Here is a 17,984-nt window from a genome sequence, read left to right on the forward strand (position 1 = left end):
AAAACTATAACCCCCAAAGAACGACGGCCAGAAGCGAGGGGAGAAATTTTTTCAATGCCATTCGAAGAAGCTTTAAAGCCTGCCCTACTCTATAGTTTACAGTTTGAGAAGATACATTCAATCTGGAAGCAATTTCTTTACGAGTGATTTTTTTGCTCCTGGTCAGTAGATAAACTTCCCGAAACTCTTTCGGTAAATTTTTTACGGCTTGTTCATAGGCTTTGAATAACTCATCAGTCATATAAAAATCAGGTGACTCAAACTTTGTTTTATATTTTTCCGCAATCTCTTGATATACTTTCCGTTTGATTTCATAATGGCTTATACGATTCAGCGCCTTGTTTTTGACTATGACAAAAAGCAGAGTTTTTAAGCTTAAATCAACCATCAGCGTAGAAGTGTTCTCCCAAAGCCACAGCATAGTTTCTTGTACCACCTCTTCTATATCCTCTTGCTCATTGAGATATTGTGAGCAGAAAGCACAAAGTCTCGGAAAGTAGGCTCTATAAACAAAATCGAATGCAACTTCTTTATCGGTTTGCAAAGCAATAATCAAACCCTTATTGTCATTGATATTCAATAGCATATAAGATAATAGTATTCACTTTAACTTTAAGGTAAAACAAAAGTAATCAAAGCAATGTTCAAAATGAAATAAACGAATAAAAAAGATTTTTATTTCAGATTTTAGTATCATTGCACAGCTAAATGTATTACAAATAAAGGGTATATTAAAGTAAAAAGATTAGCCGGTATTTATATGGACGACACTATCTTGATAAAATACTTGCAAGGTGAATGTAATGATGAAGAATGTTGCCAAGTGGAAACATGGTATGAAGCATCTCTTGATAACCAAAAGTTACTGGAACAGCTTTATTATGTCCTTTTTGTGGGTGAATGTGTTGCGGAAATCAGTGCAATAAATACAGAAACGTCATTGAGTAAGTTTAAATCGGTTCTCCGTAAAGAGGAGAGACTGACCTATACAAAAGGCTCCTTGCATGCGTAATTTTACGGTTGTACAAGTGAAAGCCTACGGTTGTATAAGTGAGGGCTTACACTTGTACAAGTGTGAGGCGGTACCTGTACAAGTGTAAGCTCTTGAATATCTATGGATTACAAGACAAAGGGCTATTTCTGCCCATAATCTTTGTCCGATATCTCTGTGTTACGTCGGATTAGCCGCAGTGGAAGTAACGTTCCACTAATTTCAGCATTTCTTCCTGATTGTTCTGTATTTCGCTACGCAAAGTTTTATCTCCGTATGAACGTAACTTGGCGATGATTCCGTCAATCATTGCAGGGCTGAATACTTGATGCTGCTCAAATATGGCGCGCTGCTTTTCCAGACAGTCGGCAGAAGCCGAGCAACTATCCGGCAATTGTGCCAGCTGTTTCAATTTATCCGCATTTTCTTTCTGATGAATATTCACGTTCACGTAAGTCTTTTCTGCAACAGCCAACGCATCTTCCATCTCAAAACCATGACGACATGCCACGGCCAAGCCTGCTATCAACTGATACAAGTTGGCCGAACCGTCTGGAGAGCGCATCTCCACAGTTTGTTTCTGCGTAGTGTCATAATGGCTTGGCTTCTCCAGCGGATTGGCCAGCACGCACATATCTGTTTTGGCCGACCATCCCAATGGTACACGTACCAATACGGAACGGTTCCGGTCGCCCCAGCACACATTGGTTGGTGCTTCCTGATGAGGCACAAGACGGAAATACGACGTAGGATTCGTATTGCCGAAAGCCGTAATGGAGGGTGCCAAAACCATCATTCCTGCAATGGCTTTGCGAGCCGTTTCAGAGAGCACACCGTCTTTCAACATCTGATTCTGTCCGTCTTTCACGATGCGCATGTGGATATGCAGACCCGAACCGGCTTTCCCGGCCGTTATCTTAGGTGCGAAAGTTATATTATAACCATATTGAGAAGCCAGATTGCGAATAACCCATTTGGCTATCATCAGTTGGTCGGCAGCCTGTTCGGCAGGCACGGGCAGGAATTCTATCTCATTCTGCTCGTATATCTTGTCGCCAAGCGTAAAGTTGCCCACCTCGGAATGACCGTATTTTATCTGTCCGCCAATTTGCGCAATAGTCAACATACACTCTGTGCGGAACTCATTGAATTTGGCATACGGAGCCGATTCGTGATAACCACGCTGGTCGGTGGCAGGAAACATTCCGTCATTTTCCGAAATCACATAGTATTCCAACTCGCCCATAGCCTGAAACTCCATTCCCGTTACATTCTTGAATGCCTGACAAGCCTTGCGTAATGTATATTCGGGTGAGCTCTCCAGCGGTTCGCCGTCTTTATTGAAAAAAGAACAAAGCATCGAGAGTGTGGGTATCTGTGCAAAAGGATCAACAAAAGCAGTCCGGAAACGGGGCACTACATACAAATCGCTGCTGCCCGCCTCTATAAACGGAAAGAGGCTCGATCCGTCCACACGCTCTCCGCAAGTAAGAATTGCGTCCAGATAAGCAGCGTTGTTAATAACAAAATTCAGCGTTTTCAATCGTCCGTCTGCTGCCGGATACATGAAATTCACCATACTGATATCATTATCCTCAATATAAGAAATGATATCCTCTTTCGTAAATTCAGAAGCCGGTTTCTGAAGTTCATCCACCAACGAATGGGGGCACATCGACAATTCTTGATTCATAATACATCAATTGTTTTTAAGTTTATATATGGTTAACAAAAAAATGTGTCAACACAGAATCCTGTCATTATCCTATCATCAACATTTGGCACACTCTCGTGAGACAAAGGTAGTAAAAAATAATATTAGAAAAAGACATATGCCGGATATTTTATGACATCCTGTTCACCAGTTCGTCACAAAGCCGCTTCTTTACTTCTGCCATCGGCACCTCGCACCCCAACTCTTTTTGCAGGGAAGTGACTCCTTTATCTATAAATCCGCAAGGATGAATGTAGCTGAAATAGCGCAAATCGGTGTTTACATTCAGAGCTAATCCGTGCATGGTGACAAAATGGCTGCTGCGTACCCCGATAGCACAGATTTTACGGGCGCGGGAAGTATCACCTTCCAACCAGACTCCGGTAGCCTTTTCCAAACGTCCGGCCACGATTCCATACGAAGCGCATATACCGATTACCGCCTCTTCCAACAAGTGTACATACTCTTTCAACCCTAAAGAATAATCCTCAAGATTCAATATGGGATAACAAACCAACTGCCCCGGACCATGATAAGTGATGTCTCCGCCCCGGTCTATGTGGTAGAGCGTGGCTCCTATCCTATGAAGCTGCTCATCATTCAGCAACATATTACCGCCTTTCCCGCTGCGTCCCAATGTATAGACATGGGGGTGCTCGCAGAGCACAATATGATTTACATACTCCACTCCCGTTTGTTTGGCTTGCACAAGTGTGTCAAACCATTCCGTCTGCCGTTTCCATGCCTCGGCATAAGGTATTGCATTCCAATCTGATATTTCCGGTTTCATGTGGGCAAATATAGGCTTTTTCTGATAATCACCAAGCATCCTCCTCTATCAATATCCTTTATTCTGCACCAGTCTGCCATTCATCTTCAGCACATTGCCCGGAATGGGGAATACGGTAGTATAGCCATTTGCTTCTTTCGGCAATTGGGGACGGCTGTCATAGGCACGGGTAAACATTCCGAAACGTATAAGGTCTTGGCGCCTCCATCCTTCCCATGCGAGTTCCAACAGCCGTTCGTCCAGCAAAGTAGCCAATGTGGCCGGACGAGAAGCAGCCTTCACACGGCTGCGTACTTTCGCCAACTCTTCGTCTCCGCTTTCTCCGTTACGTACTTTTGCCTCGCTCTTCATCAGCAGCACATCCGCATAGCGAAACAACACGACATCATTCTCCATCAATTTGCCATCTTTGGTAGCGTTCACATCTATCTCATATTTTTTCATCCGCGCGCCCGCAGTTTTTTCATAAGGTGTATCGGATATATCTACTGCCACTTCCCACGGATGATATTCCAGCACAGTACCGTCATCCAGTTTGACAATCTTTCCCTGCAAGTCATATACCTCATGTGCAAAGTAACATTTATCAAAGCGGGGATCCTGCCCATCCGTATCATAGCCAAACACGCGCAATGCATCTACCGTTGCACTGGAGCCGTTTTCACCGCCCAGCCCGTAAGCCTTGGCATGATTATAGTGCCGGGAACGGAACAGATATTGCAACTGATTGGTATATAAAGTCTTATTCATGGGAATAGTGTATATATTCTCCACCGAAGACTCATTATATACGGCAAAGTTCGTTTCATATCGGGCTTCCAATCGATATCCCGACGCAGTGATGCTGTCACAATAGGCCATCACTGTTTGCCAAGCATTCAACAACTGTCCGCCCACCGTAAAGTAAATTTCCTTTCCGTCAGGATGTACACCGTCAGTCCAATCATTGTCGGTATAAACTTCGGCGTTTAATGCCAACTTTGCAAGCAGGAAATAGACCACCGGACGCGTGATACGTCCATAATAATCTCCCGGCCGGTTGCTATGAGCCTCTGACAACAGAGGAGCCGCTTGTTGCAATTCTTTCACCGCAAAATCAAATATATCTTTCCGTTCCTTCTGCACCACTTTTTCCATAGAAACAGAAGAAGAAAGTACCAACGGCACACGACCGAACAAATCCATCAGATAATAGTAATACATGGCACGCAACGCACGCACCTCTGCATTATATTCCGATAGTTTCGGTTCGTTGTGAGTGACCGGAAAATTTTCGATTCTCTCTACCGACCTGTTGCTCAGCATCACCACCTTATAGAGATACTCCCATGTGGCTTGAATGGCATCATTGTTCACCCCCCATCGATGCAGAAACAATCCTTGCCAAAAGCCACCATCATACCAATCACCACCGCGAGTGGGCATAATGGCTTCATCGGAGGTAAACGTATTCAAGTCATAAACACCGCGTCCCGTTCCTTGCAGCCCCTGACTGTCGGCACATCCACCCACATAATTATAAAGTGACGCCACTGCGTTCAAATACAAGTCGGAAAGTGTGCGGTATGCTTCCTCTTTATCTATCTTGTCGTGAGGTACCTCCTTCAAAAAAGCATCGCAAGTCGTCAACAAGAAAAGACTGCAAAATGCCGCCAGCCAATATTGAATCCGAAAATTCTTCATAATATTCTCTTTAGAAATTAATATTCAACCCCAAAGTAAAAGTTCTGGCAAGCGGATAGTTCCGTTTATCATCGAGGCCTAACGTATTGTTGACGGTAGAACTGTTTATCATAGGTGAAACTCCCGAATAACCGGTAATCGTAGCCAAATTATTCACCGTAAAAGTAAGACGCAGGTTTTGAATATACTTTTTTGTCCCCCGCAACGGAATGTTCCATCCCGCCGTCACATAGTCTAAGTTCACATAATCTCCCCGTTCCAGCCAATAATCAGTAGCCGTCTGGTCTTTGATGTTGGCTTGCGGAGCCTTCTTCATCACATTATAGTCAGGAAATATCCCCATATTCATGTAAGTCAGCGAAGTTCCATTATAAATTTTATGCCCGAAAGCCCCATTGATTTGTACCGACAGGTCGAAATCCTTATAACGGAAACTGATATTGGAACCGACAATGGCTTTCGGCATGGCTTGTCCGGCTATATAACGGTCTTCTCCATCCTCCAAACTTATGCCTCCTCCGTTCAAGTCGGCAACCCCATATTTATAACCGCCATTCCCGTCAGTCACCAATCCGCTATTGCGTGGGAGATAAAATACCCCCAACGGCTGTCCCACAATCTGATATACAATGTGATTGTAGCCTCCGTGAAAGCCGGCTCCATCCAAGCTTGAAATGCTTTTATATGTTGCTGCACTGAGATATTCTCCATCATACATGCCGCTCAAAGACAGCAACTTGTTTCGCTGGAAAGAAACATTGGCATTAATGTTCAGTTCCATATCTTTGGTTTTCAAAGGAGTAACTCCCACTGCCATTTCCAAACCGCTGTTGCGCATCGAGCCCATATTCGCCACTAATGTGCCATAAGTGAATGGAGGAACACTCACATTATAAGTATAAAGCATGTCGTCTGTCTTGGACAGATAATAGTTGGCGGAAAGCAACAGGCAATTACCGAATAGTGCCAAATCCACCCCGGCATTCAGATTGTGTTTTACTTCCCATTTCAAATTGGGATTTGTATTGCGCAATTCGGTAAGAGAAACCACTTGCGAACTACCTACGGGCACCACTCCGTTGGGCTGTGCCAACCGAAGGGTAGTATAAGAATCTATCCCGCTCTGATTTCCCGCCAATCCGTATCCTACGCGAATTTTCAGGCTATTCACCTGAGGCAGTTGTTTCATAAACTCTTCCCGAGACACATTCCAGGCTGCTGAAACTGAAGGGAAGAATCCCCATTTATGATTGCTCCCGAATTTAGAAGAAGCATCTGCACGGGCATTCACGGTCAGGATGTAACGGTCGGCATATGTATAATTGACACGTCCCATGTAGGAAACCAGACGAGGGCGTTCATAATATGAGTTCGTCCCTTCCCAAGGTCGTAAGGCACCGGCTTGCAGGTTGTCATACCCAAACAAATCGGAACTGAAATTGGTGACTGTTGTATAAAAACCCGTATAGCCCTCCTGCTGAACCTCGGCCAAGGCCAGCGCATCGATAAAATGGCGCCTCACATGCTTCCTGTATGTCAGTATGGCATTCCCGACCAATGCTTCCGATTTACGTATTCCGCGATAAGCCTGTCCATGTGCCCACACTGCCGTCGGGAGGTATTGGGAATTTTCAATCATATTATAGGAATAGGAACCGAAAAGCTGAAAGTTCAAATACGGCATAAGATTAAACTTCAGCTTGGCATAAGTGCTCATGTGCGAGGTCGATTCTTTGTCTTTCACCTCCATCCAAGCCAAAGGATTGGTGATTTGGCTTGCGTTGGTCACACCATCCCACGAACCTTCCGCATTCTTATGATCAGGATAAGTAGGATTGAATGCGGCTGCCGAATAAAAAGTCTTTTGTACGTCTACCGGATTGCGATTCTTCTGCACTGAACCGAACATGCCCACATCGCACTGCACAAATCCGCCGAAAAGTTTCTGAGTCATATTCATGTTCGATGTAAAGTTAGTCATATGTTCATTGACGATAACCCCTTCTCTACGCATAAAACCAAGAGAGACCCGATAGTCGGAATCGTCCTTTCCTCCATAGAAAGCCACATGATGATCTTGTTGCCAACCGGCTCGCTGTATCTCTTTCAGAAAATCCGTATCATTACCTAAGTCTACGATGGATATTCCTTCTTTCCGTGCCACATCGCGATATTCGTCGGCCGACAACATTTTAAGACTTTTATAAACGGCGGCAACACCGAAATTACCATTGTAGCTTACCCGCGTCTTGCCTTTCATGCCTTTTTTTGTCGTAATTTCAATGACACCGGACGCACCACGCGAACCATATTGGGCAGTCTCCGAAGCGTCTTTCAGAATCGTGAAACTCTCTATATCAGTAGGATAAACAGAAGTAAGCAAAGAAATATCTCCAAACACTCCGTCAATGATAATCAGCGGGTCGTTGCCACTGGTCAATGAAGTTGTTCCGCGAAGACGAACAGCATCCAAGGCAGCCATGCCATTTGCCGCACGATGTATCGTCAACCCCGGCACCTTACCGTAAATGGCCTCCAGAGGATTGGTAATCTGGTCGACCTTCAGCAGTTTTCCGGTAACTTTTTCAACAAGGGAAGAGACGTTTTTCTCATGTCCCATAGTATATCCGATGGTTATCATGGAGTCGGGCACAGCAATATGCAGCGTTTTTTGCGCATGTATAGACACCCCCGCTCCGAAGACACAGAGACATACTGAGACGACAAATTTATAACACAGTTTCATCATTCTGCCTATTAGAAAGGTTAACTCTTTTTTATAGCAACCAAAAGTAAGAAAATCTTTTCACTTTTCCAAGAAAGATTGGATAACAGTTTTTTTTTCTTTTTTATGCATACAGTTCGTTTATATGTTCTATATTTGTCGATAAAGATTCTTGGTTGAAGTATTGAATTATAAATAAAACCGAAAATGAAAAAGCAAACTGTCAGTCTACTTGTCTTTCTGCTTGCGACAAGCAGTTTTTTCTTTTCTTGCAATAACACCGTGAACAAAAACGCCGGAGCGTTGGAGTTCGACAGTATACAAGTAAATGAAACATCGCATCTTTTTGGAGATACAGCCAAACCGGCCTGCAACCTTGTTGTAAAATTCACTTATGCCGCAAAATCATCCGATACAAAACTGAAGGACAGTCTCAACACCTTTCTTGTTTCCACCTTCTTCGGCGATAAATACATGATGGCAACGCCGGAAGAAGCCATAAAGAAATACACGGAAAAATACATCAACGATTATCGCAACGATCTGGAACCGATGTATAAAAAAGACGAACAGGAAAAAGAAGAAGGCGCAAGCATGGAAGCATGGTACTCGTATTATAAAGGTATAGAAAGTCGCGTACAACTCTACATCAAGCATCTGCTGGTCTATCGCATCGACTACAACGAATATACCGGCGGAGCACACGGCATCTACATGACCACATTCCTCAACATGGACTTGCGCACATTAAGCCCCGTCCGCTTGGACGACTTGTTCGTCGATGATTACAAAGAAGCGCTGACCGACTTGCTGTGGAACCAATTGATGGCTGATAATAAGGTAACCACCCGTCAAGAGTTGGAAGACATGGGCTATGCCACCACAGGTGAACTGGCGCCGACCGAGAATTTCCACCTCACCCCCCAAGGCGTCACGTTTTATTATAATGTCTACGACATAGCTCCTTACGTAATGGGGCCGATAGAAATTTCTCTTCCATATGAAATGGTGCAACACTTGCTGAAAGACGATTGCATGGTGCTGAATGAAATACGAAACTCTTAATTAAAAACAATCTGTCATACATTGTAATTGATAATCAAATGGAACTAATCCTGAAGTATTTTCCCGATCTGACAGAGAAGCAGAAAGAACAGTTCGCCGCCATCTATGATCTTTATTTGGATTGGAACTCCAAAATAAATGTCATTTCACGCAAAGACGTTGAGAACCTCTACGAACATCATGTGCTCCATTCTTTGGGTATAGCCAAAGTGATTCGTTTTAAGCCGGGAAGTCAAATCATGGATCTCGGCACCGGAGGTGGCTTTCCGGGCATACCGTTGGCCATTCTCTTTCCCGAAGTGAAATTTCATCTGGTGGACAGCATTGGCAAGAAAGTGCGCGTGGCCACGGAAATAGCCAACAGCATCGGATTGGAAAATGTCACATCGCGCCATGCTCGTGCAGAAGAAGAAAAAAGGACATTTGATTTCGTAGTGAGTCGTGCTGTGATGCCACTGCCCGATTTACTCAAAATCGTCCGCAAAAATATATCCGCCAAGCAACAGAATGCCTTGCCCAACGGACTGATTTGTTTGAAAGGCGGAGAGTTGGCACAAGAAGCAATGCCTTTCAGGAACAAAACCACCATGTGGGACTTGAAAAACATCTTTGAAGAAGATTTTTTCAGTACGAAGAAAGTAGTGTATGTAACCGTCTGAGAAGCGTAACAAATAATATAAGAATGAAGATAAAGAGATTTGAATTCAACATGTTTCCCGAAAACAGCTATGTACTGTGGGATGAAACCAATGAAGCTGTAGTCATTGATCCGGGCTGTTTTTATGAAGAAGAGAAACAGACATTGAAGAACTTCATCATAAAAAATGAACTGAGCGTAAAACACTTGTTGAATACACACCTGCATTTGGATCATATATTCGGCAATCCGTTCATGCTGAAAGAGTTCGGCCTGAAAGCTGAAGCTAATCAGGCAGATGAATTTTGGATTGACGAAGCTCCCAAGCAAAGTCGCATGTTCGGCTTCCGGTTGCAAGAAGCCCCCGTGCCCTTGGGCACATATCTCCACGATGGAGATATCATCAGTTTCGGTAACACGAAGCTGGAAGCCATTCACGTACCGGGGCATTCACCGGGCAGTTTGGTGTACTATTGCGCAGAAGACCATTGCATGTTTTCGGGTGACGTATTGTTTCAAGGCAGCATCGGCCGCGCCGACCTTGCCGGTGGAAACTTCGACGAACTGATAGAACATATCTGTAGTCGTCTGTTCGTTTTGCCCAATGATACCGTTGTCTATCCCGGACATGGAGCCCCCACAACAATCGGAATTGAAAAAGCAGAAAATCCTTTCTTCAGAAAGTAAACTTTAAAATCACTATAATTATGAAAAACGACGTATTCTCCAGCCGTCACATCGGCATCAGTGAACAAGATGAAGAACAAATGCTCCGGAAAATCGGAGTGAACAGCCTGGACGAGCTGATTGACAAGACCATTCCTGCCAATATTCGCCTGAAAGAGCCGCTGGCACTGCCAAAAGCCATGACGGAATATGAGTTTGGGCAACACATTGCCGATCTGGCCGCGAAAAACAAACTTTACGCCACTTACATTGGCATGGGGTGGTATAACACCGTCACACCTGCCGTTATCCAACGTAACGTATTCGAGAACCCCGTCTGGTATACCTCTTATACTCCTTACCAGGCTGAAGTGTCACAAGGACGATTGGAAGCTTTGATGAACTTCCAGACCGCCGTTTGCGACCTGACCGGAATGCCTCTTTCCAACTGTTCCTTGCTGGACGAAGCCACAGCGGCTTCCGAAGCTGTAACCATGATGTATGCCATGCGTCCGCGCGACATGCAAAAATCCGGGGCAAACATTGTGTTTGTTGACGAAAATATATTCCCGCAGACCTTGGCGGTCATGACCACCCGCGCCATTCCGCAAGGCATCGAACTGCGTGTAGGCAAATGGAGCGAAATGGAATTCACCCCGGGCATCTTTGCCTGCATACTTCAGTATCCTAATGCCAACGGTAATGTGGAAGACTATCGGGCTTTTGTGGAAAAAGCACATGCCGCAAACTGCAAAGTGGCTGTTGCCGCCGACATCTTAAGCCTTGTCTTGCTCACTCCTCCGGGAGAATGGGGAGCAGACATTGTTTTCGGCACGACACAACGGCTGGGTACACCGATGTTCTACGGAGGACCATCGGCCGCTTATTTTGCCACGCGTGATGAATACAAGCGCAACATGCCGGGACGCATTATAGGCTGGTCGAAAGATAAATACGGTAAACTCTGTTATCGCATGGCCTTGCAAACCCGCGAGCAACACATCAAAAGGGAAAAAGCCACTTCCAACATATGTACCGCACAAGCGTTATTGGCCACAATGGCAGGATTCTATGCCGTATATCATGGTCCGAAAGGCATTCATACCATAGCAGAGCGCATACACAGCATTGCCGTATTTTTGGAAAAGAGCATCACCAAGCTGGGATACAAGCAAATGAACGTACAGTATTTCGACACACTGCGTTTCGCACTGCCCGATACCGTATCCGCACAACAAATCCGCACCATCGCACTGAGCAAAGAGGTGAACCTGCGCTACTTCAAAAACGGTGATGTGGGCATGAGTATTGATGAGACCACAGATGTACCGGCAGTAAACATTCTATTATCCATTTTTGCCATTGCTGCCGGAAAAGACTGGGAAAGAATATGCGATGTCCCGGCAGGCAGCAACATCGGCAAAAACCTGAAACGTCAAAGTTCCTACCTGACTCATGAAGTATTCAACAAGTATCACACGGAAACAGAAATGATGCGCTATATCAAGCGCCTCGACCGCAAGGACATTTCTTTGGCACATTCCATGATCTCACTCGGTTCGTGCACCATGAAGCTGAATGCAGCCGCAGAGATGCTGCCGCTCAGCCGTCCCGAATTCATGAGCATGCACCCTCTGGTACCCGAAGATCAGGCAGAAGGCTACCGGAAGCTGATTGACAATCTCAGCGATGAACTGAAGACGATAACCGGATTTGCCGGAGTCAGCCTGCAACCTAATTCGGGTGCGGCGGGCGAATATACCGGATTGCGCGTCATCCGTGCTTATCTGGAACACATCGGACAAGGCCATCGTAATAAAGTGCTGATACCGGCATCCGCACACGGCACCAATCCGGCATCAGCCATACAGGCAGGGTTTAACATCGTGACATGCGCTTGCGATGTACAGGGCAATGTGGATATGGAAGACCTTCGTGCCAAAGCGGAAGAGAACAAGAACGAACTTGCCGCCCTGATGATTACCTATCCCTCAACGCACGGTATCTTTGAGACGGAAATCGTGGAAATCTGTAATATTATCCATGCTTGTGGAGCACAAGTGTATATGGACGGTGCCAACATGAATGCGCAAGTAGGCCTGACCAATCCTGGCTTTATCGGTGCCGACGTATGCCATCTGAACCTGCACAAGACGTTCGCTTCACCCCACGGTGGCGGTGGTCCCGGCGTAGGTCCTATTTGCGTAGCCGAGCATCTGGTTCCGTTCCTGCCGGGACATGTATCGTTTGGCAATGCCGCCAATGAAGTATCTGCCGCTCCGTTTGGCAGTGCCGGCATCCTGCCCATCACCTATGGTTATATCCGCATGATGGGAACGGAAGGGCTGACACGTGCCACTAAAACAGCCATCCTCAGCGCCAATTATCTGGCAGCTTGCCTACAAGATACATACGGCACTGTTTATCGAGGAGTAAACGGCTACGTAGGTCACGAAATGATACTGGAATGCCGCAATGTCCATGAGGAAACGGGCATCAGCGAGAATGATATCGCCAAGCGCCTGATGGATTACGGTTATCACGCCCCCACCCTGTCTTTCCCCGTACATGGCACATTGATGATTGAGCCCACAGAAAGTGAAAGTCTTGCCGAGCTCGACAATTTCGTACATGTGATGCTGACCATCTGGAACGAGATTCAGGAAGTAAAAGAGGGTAAGGCCGACAAAGCGGACAATGTGCTAATCAATGCGCCACATCCCGAATATGAAGTCGTGTCCGACAGATGGGAGCACAGCTATACACGCGAGAAAGCGGCCTATCCGATGGAAAGCGTACGGGACAACAAGTTCTGGGTGAACGTGGCACGTGTAGATAACACATTGGGCGACCGCAACCTGTTGCCTACATGCTACGGATGCTTCGACTGATGGAAAACAGACGTAGCGGACTATTTACAGTCCGATAGAAGAAACCGTCAATTCAATCTCCCATGGCATAGGTTTTGCCATGGGAGTTTTATTACCGTTCCCCTTTCTTTAAAGTTTACTTTTCAGCATTGTAATTCTCTAAACCGGTCTGTAAGAACTCGATGTATTTGGGTATATCCTCATTGTAAGAATAAGATTTGTTAAGAGGTTTCCCTTCGTTGTCAATCAGCACATAGAAAGGCTGTGCATTGGCCCCGAACTTCACCCGTTGCAGATAGCTCCACTTATCGCCCACTGTGCGCAAGGTACGCTCGGTATCGTTTTCCACAATCTTCACAGGCGCAGGAAGCGGCGTCTTATTGTCCACATAAAGGGTGATAAGTACATAGTCGTTATTGATGATATCACTCACTTTCGGATTTGTCCATACGGAAAGCTCCATTTTACGGCAGTTCACGCAACCATAACCGGTAAAGTCGAGCATCACAGGCTTTCCATGCCGGCGTGCATACTCCATGCCGAGATCATAGTCATCGAACTTGGCATGTACTTCATTATTATAGAGATTGAAATCCTGAGTCTGCATGGGCGGAGCAAAAGCACTGACCGCTTTCAATGGGGCTCCCCACAAACCGGGAACCATGTAAACGGCAAATGCCAACGAAGCCAAAGCCATGAAGAAACGAGGGACACTGACCTTTGTGTCATCGTCATCGTGAGGGAACTTGATTTTACCCAACAGATAAAAGCCGAGTAGAGCAAACAGCACAATCCATAAGGCAAGGAATGTTTCACGGTCAAGGATACGCCAGCCATAAGCCAAATCGGCCACCGAAAGGAACTTCAAGGCAAATGCCAGTTCCAAAAATCCAAGGGTTACCTTAATGATATTCATCCAGCCTCCCGACTTGGGCATGGACTTCAGCCAAGACGGGAACAGCGCAAACAATGTAAACGGCAATGCCAAAGCTACCGCAAAACCAAGCATGCCAATGGCCGGGGCCACTATACTGCCCGTAGTAGAAACCTGCACCAAAAGAAAGCCGATAATAGGCCCGGTACATGAGAAAGACACCAATGACAACGTGAACGCCATCAAGAAAATGCTAAGCAGACCACTCGTAGCCTCCGCCTTGCTATCTACGGCCGTACTCCATTTGGAAGGCAGAGTTATCTCGAATGCTCCGAAAAACGAAGCTGCAAATATGACCAACATCAGACAGAACAAGATATTGAATATCGCATTGGTAGAAAGCGCATTCAAGGCACTGGCACCAAAAATAAGCGTAATGGCCAGACCCAGCGTAACGTAAATGACAACGATTGACGCACCGTACGTCCAAGCGTCACGAATACCTTTTTTCTTATCCTTGCTACGTTTCAGGAAGAAACTGACCGTCATTGGAATAATGGGCCACACGCACGGGGTAAACAAGGCCAAAAGCCCTCCGACAAATCCGGTAATGAAAATGTAAAGCCATGACATGTCCTCGTGAGAGGTGGATTCACCCAAAGACCGCAATTCGCTGATTACAGGCTTCCACAAGTCAGACTTATCCGTCGCATCTCTTCCCGCAAACATTTCCGCTTCATCAACCTTTCCATCAGAAACAGTATCGGCAACAGCTTCTTGCGATTCCGGTACATTATCCGCGCTTGTTTCCGCTACAGAAGTTGCATTTTCCTTGGCAACGCCCTCCGCTTTTCCGGAAAACTTAAAAGGTTCCTGGGTGGGAGGCAAGCAATTCTCGTCATTGCAGGCGCCATATTCCAGATATCCTTCTACTTGATAAGTACTGCCTGTAAGTCTTAGCTTCTGTACAAACCGGGCGGTATGCTCAAAGTAGCGCACCTTCATCTCAAACAACCGGTCGAATGTGGAAATCTCCTTACCTGCCGGCTTTAATTTCCCCACGGTTTCCACTCCCGAAAGCTTCTCAACATTGAAAGTAGCCGAAATGGGGCCGCCATCACCCAAATCGGTGGAATAAACATGCCAGCCCTTATCGATGGCCGCAGTGAACACTATTTCCGCCTCACCACCCGGTAAATTTTTCCATTCCGACTTAAACTTAACGGGATCTTGCATCTGCGCTTGCGCCATCATGGCAAAGAGCAACAGAAAGAGAGAGAGAGAGATTTTCTTCATTGCATAATATTATTTAATGGTTATACATGTTTCTTACAACTCATAATCCACACAAGCGCGACTTTCTTTCACTGTGGCAAGGAGTTTCCCGGCAGCCACATGATCGGGATGAACGGCATAGGCCCTCACATCATCCAAGGTGTCGAACTCACTGTAAAGAGCAATGTTCCACGTCTCGCCCGGATTCATATTCAATCCCACTTCAATCTTACGAATAACGGGAATTTTTGCCGGAAGCGCTTCAATAGCTGCTTTAAAATCATTCATTACAGCCAACTTTTCGTCAGCCGAAACCTCATCTTTCAATTTAAATAATACAATGTGTTTTACCATAAGTTGTTGTTCTAATGATTTATGTCTATATTTGTCAATCGAAACGGCTGCTTCTTCCATGAATGGCTGAAACTTAAGAACGACAGAGCACAAAAGAATGTTCATCTTCGTTTTGGCGGGATGGTTGGCAGAATAAAGCCGGCTTTCATGCAACAAAAATACAGATTATGTTTTAAATATGCACTTAAACGGATGTTAATAATAGGAATTGCAGGAGGAACCGGTTCGGGAAAGACCACCGTAGTACGTAAAATCATTGAAAGCCTACCGGCCGGTGAAGTGGTATTATTGCCACAAGACTCTTATTACAAAGATAGCAGCCAAGTGCCTGTGGAAGAAAGGCAGAACATCAACTTCGACCACCCGGACGCATTTGAATGGAGCCTGCTTTCCAGACATGTGACCATGCTGCGCGAAGGAAAAAGCATTGAACAGCCCACTTACTCCTACCTGACGTGTACCCGGCAGCCCGAAACCATTCACATCGAACCTCGCGAAGTAGTCATCATCGAAGGAATCCTCGCCCTGTGCGATAAAAAATTGCGCAACATGATGGACCTCAAGATATTTGTAGACGCCGACCCCGACGAACGTCTGATTCGCGTAATTCAGCGTGACGTGGTGGAACGAGGACGTACGGCCGAAGCGGTAATGGAGCGTTACACCCGTATTCTGAAACCCATGCACCAACAATTCATCGAGCCCTGTAAACGGTATGCCGACCTCATTGTGCCGGAAGGTGGAAATAACCGGATAGCCATTGATATCCTGACCATGTTTATCAAGAAACACTTGGGATGACAATACGCTAAGGGCTGAAAAACCGATGATTGACAATCAACAGCAATAGATAGAGTATGATTGACCTGATTTGCTTCCGGAAGCCATGGCCGCTGATGAACAGCCATTCATTATCGGTCATTCTGTCACTGTTGCTTTGCTGCATAGCCGGATGTCGTGGCAGCCATAGTACAGAAGAGAACAGACACGACGGTTTGCAACAAATAAAAGACAGCGGCGAACTGGTCGTGCTGACCTTATACAGTTCCACATCCTATTTCATCTATCGCGGTCAGGATATGGGATTCCAATATGAGTTGAGCGAACAGTTTGCCAAAAGCCTGGGAGTAAAGTTGAGAATAGAAGTCGTGCGAAGCGTACACGAACTCATCGAACAATTGCAGGCCGACAAGGGAGACCTTATCGCATACAATCTGCCCATCACCAAGGAATGGAAAGACAGCCTGATTTATTGCGGCGAGGAGATCATCACTCATCAAGTCATCGTACAACGAACCGGTGGGGGAAGCAAACCACTGAAAGATGTTACGGAACTCATCGGAAAGGATGTGTATGTGAAACCGGGAAAACATTATGAACGCCTGGTCAATCTGGATGAAGAACTCGGAGGAGGCATTCACATCCATCAGGTCACCAACGACAGCATCAGCACCGAGGATTTGATCAGGCAAGTGGCGCAAGGAGAAATTCCCTATACCGTAGCCGACAATCATGTGGCGCAACTGAATGCCACCTACTACCCCAACCTAAACATCGGACTATCCATCAGTTTCGACCAACGCTCCTCATGGGCGGTACGCAAAGACAGTCCGCAACTGGCTGCCATTGCCGACAAGTGGCACGCAGAGAATGTGACTTCGCCTGCCTATACAGCCAGCATGAAGCGCTACTTCGAAATCAGCAAGACCTTTTTGCACTCTCCTATTCTTTCATTGCGCGAAGGCAAAATATCCCATTACGACGATTTGTTCAAGAAATATGCACCCGAGATTGATTGGGACTGGCGCCTGCTGGCTTCCTTGGCCTACACGGAGTCGAACTTTGACACCACTGCCGTATCATGGGCAGGAGCCAAAGGGTTGATGCAGCTGATGCCGGCCACAGCAAGGGCAATGGGAGTGCCTGCCGGTAAAGAGCAAAACCCGGAGGAAAGCATCAAAGCGGCCATCAAATATATAGCCGCTACGGATAAAAGCTTCACGCAGGTTCCTCAAGATGAACGTATCAACTTCGTATTGGCTTCCTACAACTCCGGAATCGGACATGTGCAAGACGCCATGGCGCTGGCTGAAAAGTACGGCAAAAAAAAGTATGTGTGGAAAGATAATGTAGAGACTTTCATTCTGCTGAAAAGTAATGAAGAATACTTCACCGATCCCGTATGTAAGAATGGATATTTCCGCGGCATCGAGACGTGTAATTTTGTGAGGGACATTATTTCACGATTTGAGCAATACAAAAAAAAGATAAAGGATACCTCGCATCCTCGTGCGAAGAAAATATGATTATCCAATCTGTAGAGCTCTGAAGGGTTACACT

The 17,984-nt window shown here is 45.9% G+C and carries 14 protein-coding genes; 7 read left to right on the forward strand and 7 right to left on the reverse strand.

Going from position 1 to position 17,984, the window contains the following annotated elements; all coding sequences use genetic code 11:
- Positions 1-4: 4 nt before the first annotated feature.
- Complete coding sequence (locus tag C4H11_RS02420; RefSeq protein WP_106040343.1) at positions 5-586, reverse strand: RNA polymerase sigma-70 factor; 582 nt, start codon at positions 584-586, stop codon at positions 5-7.
- 174 nt (positions 587-760) lie between these two features.
- On the opposite strand from C4H11_RS02420, the gene C4H11_RS02425 reads away from it, so the two are divergent.
- Positions 761-1,012 carry a hypothetical protein gene (locus C4H11_RS02425; protein WP_106040344.1) on the forward strand — a complete coding sequence of 84 codons (252 nt, stop codon included), beginning with the start codon at positions 761-763 and terminating at the stop codon, positions 1,010-1,012.
- Between the two features lie 169 nt (positions 1,013-1,181).
- Here C4H11_RS02425 and C4H11_RS02430 read toward each other — a convergent pair whose 3' ends face one another.
- The 4 genes from C4H11_RS02430 to C4H11_RS02445 all read right to left on the reverse strand — a co-directional run bounded on the left by C4H11_RS02430 (position 1,182) and on the right by C4H11_RS02445 (position 7,924).
- The gene (locus tag C4H11_RS02430; protein WP_106040345.1) at positions 1,182-2,684 is read right to left on the reverse strand and encodes a glutamine synthetase family protein; all 1,503 of its coding nucleotides are present in this window, start codon (positions 2,682-2,684) and stop codon (positions 1,182-1,184) included.
- A 151-nt stretch (positions 2,685-2,835) separates the two neighbouring features.
- Entirely contained in the window at positions 2,836-3,495 is a 660-nt protein-coding gene (gene lipB / locus C4H11_RS02435; protein ID WP_106043043.1) for a lipoyl(octanoyl) transferase LipB, read from the reverse strand.
- 48 nt (positions 3,496-3,543) lie between these two features.
- Positions 3,544-5,178, reverse strand: coding sequence for a RagB/SusD family nutrient uptake outer membrane protein (locus C4H11_RS02440; RefSeq protein WP_106040346.1), 1,635 nt, complete (start codon positions 5,176-5,178; stop codon positions 3,544-3,546).
- Between the two features lie 10 nt (positions 5,179-5,188).
- Positions 5,189-7,924: a SusC/RagA family TonB-linked outer membrane protein gene (locus tag C4H11_RS02445; RefSeq protein WP_106043046.1), complete on the reverse strand. Its 2,736-nt coding sequence runs from the start codon at positions 7,922-7,924 to the stop codon at positions 5,189-5,191.
- Between the two features lie 186 nt (positions 7,925-8,110).
- Here C4H11_RS02445 and C4H11_RS02450 point away from each other — a divergent pair, with 186 nt between their 5' ends.
- From C4H11_RS02450 to gcvP, 4 genes are read left to right on the forward strand one after another with little or no spacing between them, the layout of a single operon-like run.
- Positions 8,111-8,968: a DUF3298 and DUF4163 domain-containing protein gene (locus C4H11_RS02450; protein ID WP_106040347.1), complete on the forward strand. Its 858-nt coding sequence runs from the start codon at positions 8,111-8,113 to the stop codon at positions 8,966-8,968.
- Between the two features lie 38 nt (positions 8,969-9,006).
- On the forward strand, positions 9,007-9,627 hold the full coding sequence (gene rsmG, locus C4H11_RS02455) for a 16S rRNA (guanine(527)-N(7))-methyltransferase RsmG (protein WP_106040348.1): 621 nt from the start codon (positions 9,007-9,009) through the stop codon (positions 9,625-9,627).
- 23 nt (positions 9,628-9,650) lie between these two features.
- A complete protein-coding gene (locus tag C4H11_RS02460; protein ID WP_106040349.1) occupies positions 9,651-10,292 on the forward strand; it encodes an MBL fold metallo-hydrolase in 642 nt (213 codons plus the stop codon).
- Between the two features lie 20 nt (positions 10,293-10,312).
- Positions 10,313-13,162 (forward strand): aminomethyl-transferring glycine dehydrogenase, encoded by a 2,850-nt coding sequence (gene gcvP, locus C4H11_RS02465; RefSeq protein WP_106040350.1) that lies wholly within the window; start codon positions 10,313-10,315, stop codon positions 13,160-13,162.
- A 115-nt stretch (positions 13,163-13,277) separates the two neighbouring features.
- Here the strand turns inward: gcvP and C4H11_RS02470 are convergent, their stop codons facing one another.
- Both C4H11_RS02470 and C4H11_RS02475 read right to left on the reverse strand, forming a co-directional pair.
- Positions 13,278-15,311 carry a protein-disulfide reductase DsbD family protein gene (locus tag C4H11_RS02470; RefSeq protein WP_106040351.1) on the reverse strand — a complete coding sequence of 678 codons (2,034 nt, stop codon included), beginning with the start codon at positions 15,309-15,311 and terminating at the stop codon, positions 13,278-13,280.
- 33 nt (positions 15,312-15,344) lie between these two features.
- Positions 15,345-15,644, reverse strand: a complete 300-nt coding sequence (locus tag C4H11_RS02475; protein ID WP_106043048.1) for a Dabb family protein — start codon at positions 15,642-15,644, stop codon at positions 15,345-15,347.
- Between the two features lie 192 nt (positions 15,645-15,836).
- Here C4H11_RS02475 and udk point away from each other — a divergent pair, with 192 nt between their 5' ends.
- Both udk and C4H11_RS02485 read left to right on the forward strand, forming a co-directional pair.
- Positions 15,837-16,445: a uridine kinase gene (udk, locus tag C4H11_RS02480; protein WP_106040352.1), complete on the forward strand. Its 609-nt coding sequence runs from the start codon at positions 15,837-15,839 to the stop codon at positions 16,443-16,445.
- 95 nt (positions 16,446-16,540) lie between these two features.
- Positions 16,541-17,950, forward strand: coding sequence for an MltF family protein (locus C4H11_RS02485; protein ID WP_106043050.1), 1,410 nt, complete (start codon positions 16,541-16,543; stop codon positions 17,948-17,950).
- Positions 17,951-17,984 lie beyond the last annotated feature (34 nt).

It is taken from the genome of Bacteroides zoogleoformans, from assembly GCF_002998435.1.
In the GTDB taxonomy this organism is placed as follows: domain Bacteria; phylum Bacteroidota; class Bacteroidia; order Bacteroidales; family Bacteroidaceae; genus Bacteroides; species Bacteroides zoogleoformans.

What these genes read in the sequence shown, in the direction of transcription:
- rsmG (WP_106040348.1), top strand. Translation starts at nt 9,007, where the DNA reads ATGGAACTAATCCTGAAGTATTTTCCCGATCTGACAGAGAAGCAGAAA.
- C4H11_RS02420 (WP_106040343.1), bottom strand. Translation starts at nt 586, where the DNA reads ATGCTATTGAATATCAATGACAATAAGGGTTTGATTATTGCTTTGCAA.
- C4H11_RS02440 (WP_106040346.1), bottom strand. Translation starts at nt 5,178, where the DNA reads ATGAAGAATTTTCGGATTCAATATTGGCTGGCGGCATTTTGCAGTCTT.
- C4H11_RS02470 (WP_106040351.1), bottom strand. Translation starts at nt 15,311, where the DNA reads ATGAAGAAAATCTCTCTCTCTCTCTTTCTGTTGCTCTTTGCCATGATG.
- C4H11_RS02450 (WP_106040347.1), top strand. Translation starts at nt 8,111, where the DNA reads ATGAAAAAGCAAACTGTCAGTCTACTTGTCTTTCTGCTTGCGACAAGC.
- C4H11_RS02425 (WP_106040344.1), top strand. Translation starts at nt 761, where the DNA reads ATGGACGACACTATCTTGATAAAATACTTGCAAGGTGAATGTAATGAT.
- C4H11_RS02460 (WP_106040349.1), top strand. Translation starts at nt 9,651, where the DNA reads ATGAAGATAAAGAGATTTGAATTCAACATGTTTCCCGAAAACAGCTAT.
- lipB (WP_106043043.1), bottom strand. Translation starts at nt 3,495, where the DNA reads ATGAAACCGGAAATATCAGATTGGAATGCAATACCTTATGCCGAGGCA.
- udk (WP_106040352.1), top strand. Translation starts at nt 15,837, where the DNA reads ATGTTAATAATAGGAATTGCAGGAGGAACCGGTTCGGGAAAGACCACC.
- C4H11_RS02475 (WP_106043048.1), bottom strand. Translation starts at nt 15,644, where the DNA reads ATGGTAAAACACATTGTATTATTTAAATTGAAAGATGAGGTTTCGGCT.
- C4H11_RS02445 (WP_106043046.1), bottom strand. Translation starts at nt 7,924, where the DNA reads ATGAAACTGTGTTATAAATTTGTCGTCTCAGTATGTCTCTGTGTCTTC.
- C4H11_RS02485 (WP_106043050.1), top strand. Translation starts at nt 16,541, where the DNA reads ATGAACAGCCATTCATTATCGGTCATTCTGTCACTGTTGCTTTGCTGC.
- gcvP (WP_106040350.1), top strand. Translation starts at nt 10,313, where the DNA reads ATGAAAAACGACGTATTCTCCAGCCGTCACATCGGCATCAGTGAACAA.
- C4H11_RS02430 (WP_106040345.1), bottom strand. Translation starts at nt 2,684, where the DNA reads ATGAATCAAGAATTGTCGATGTGCCCCCATTCGTTGGTGGATGAACTT.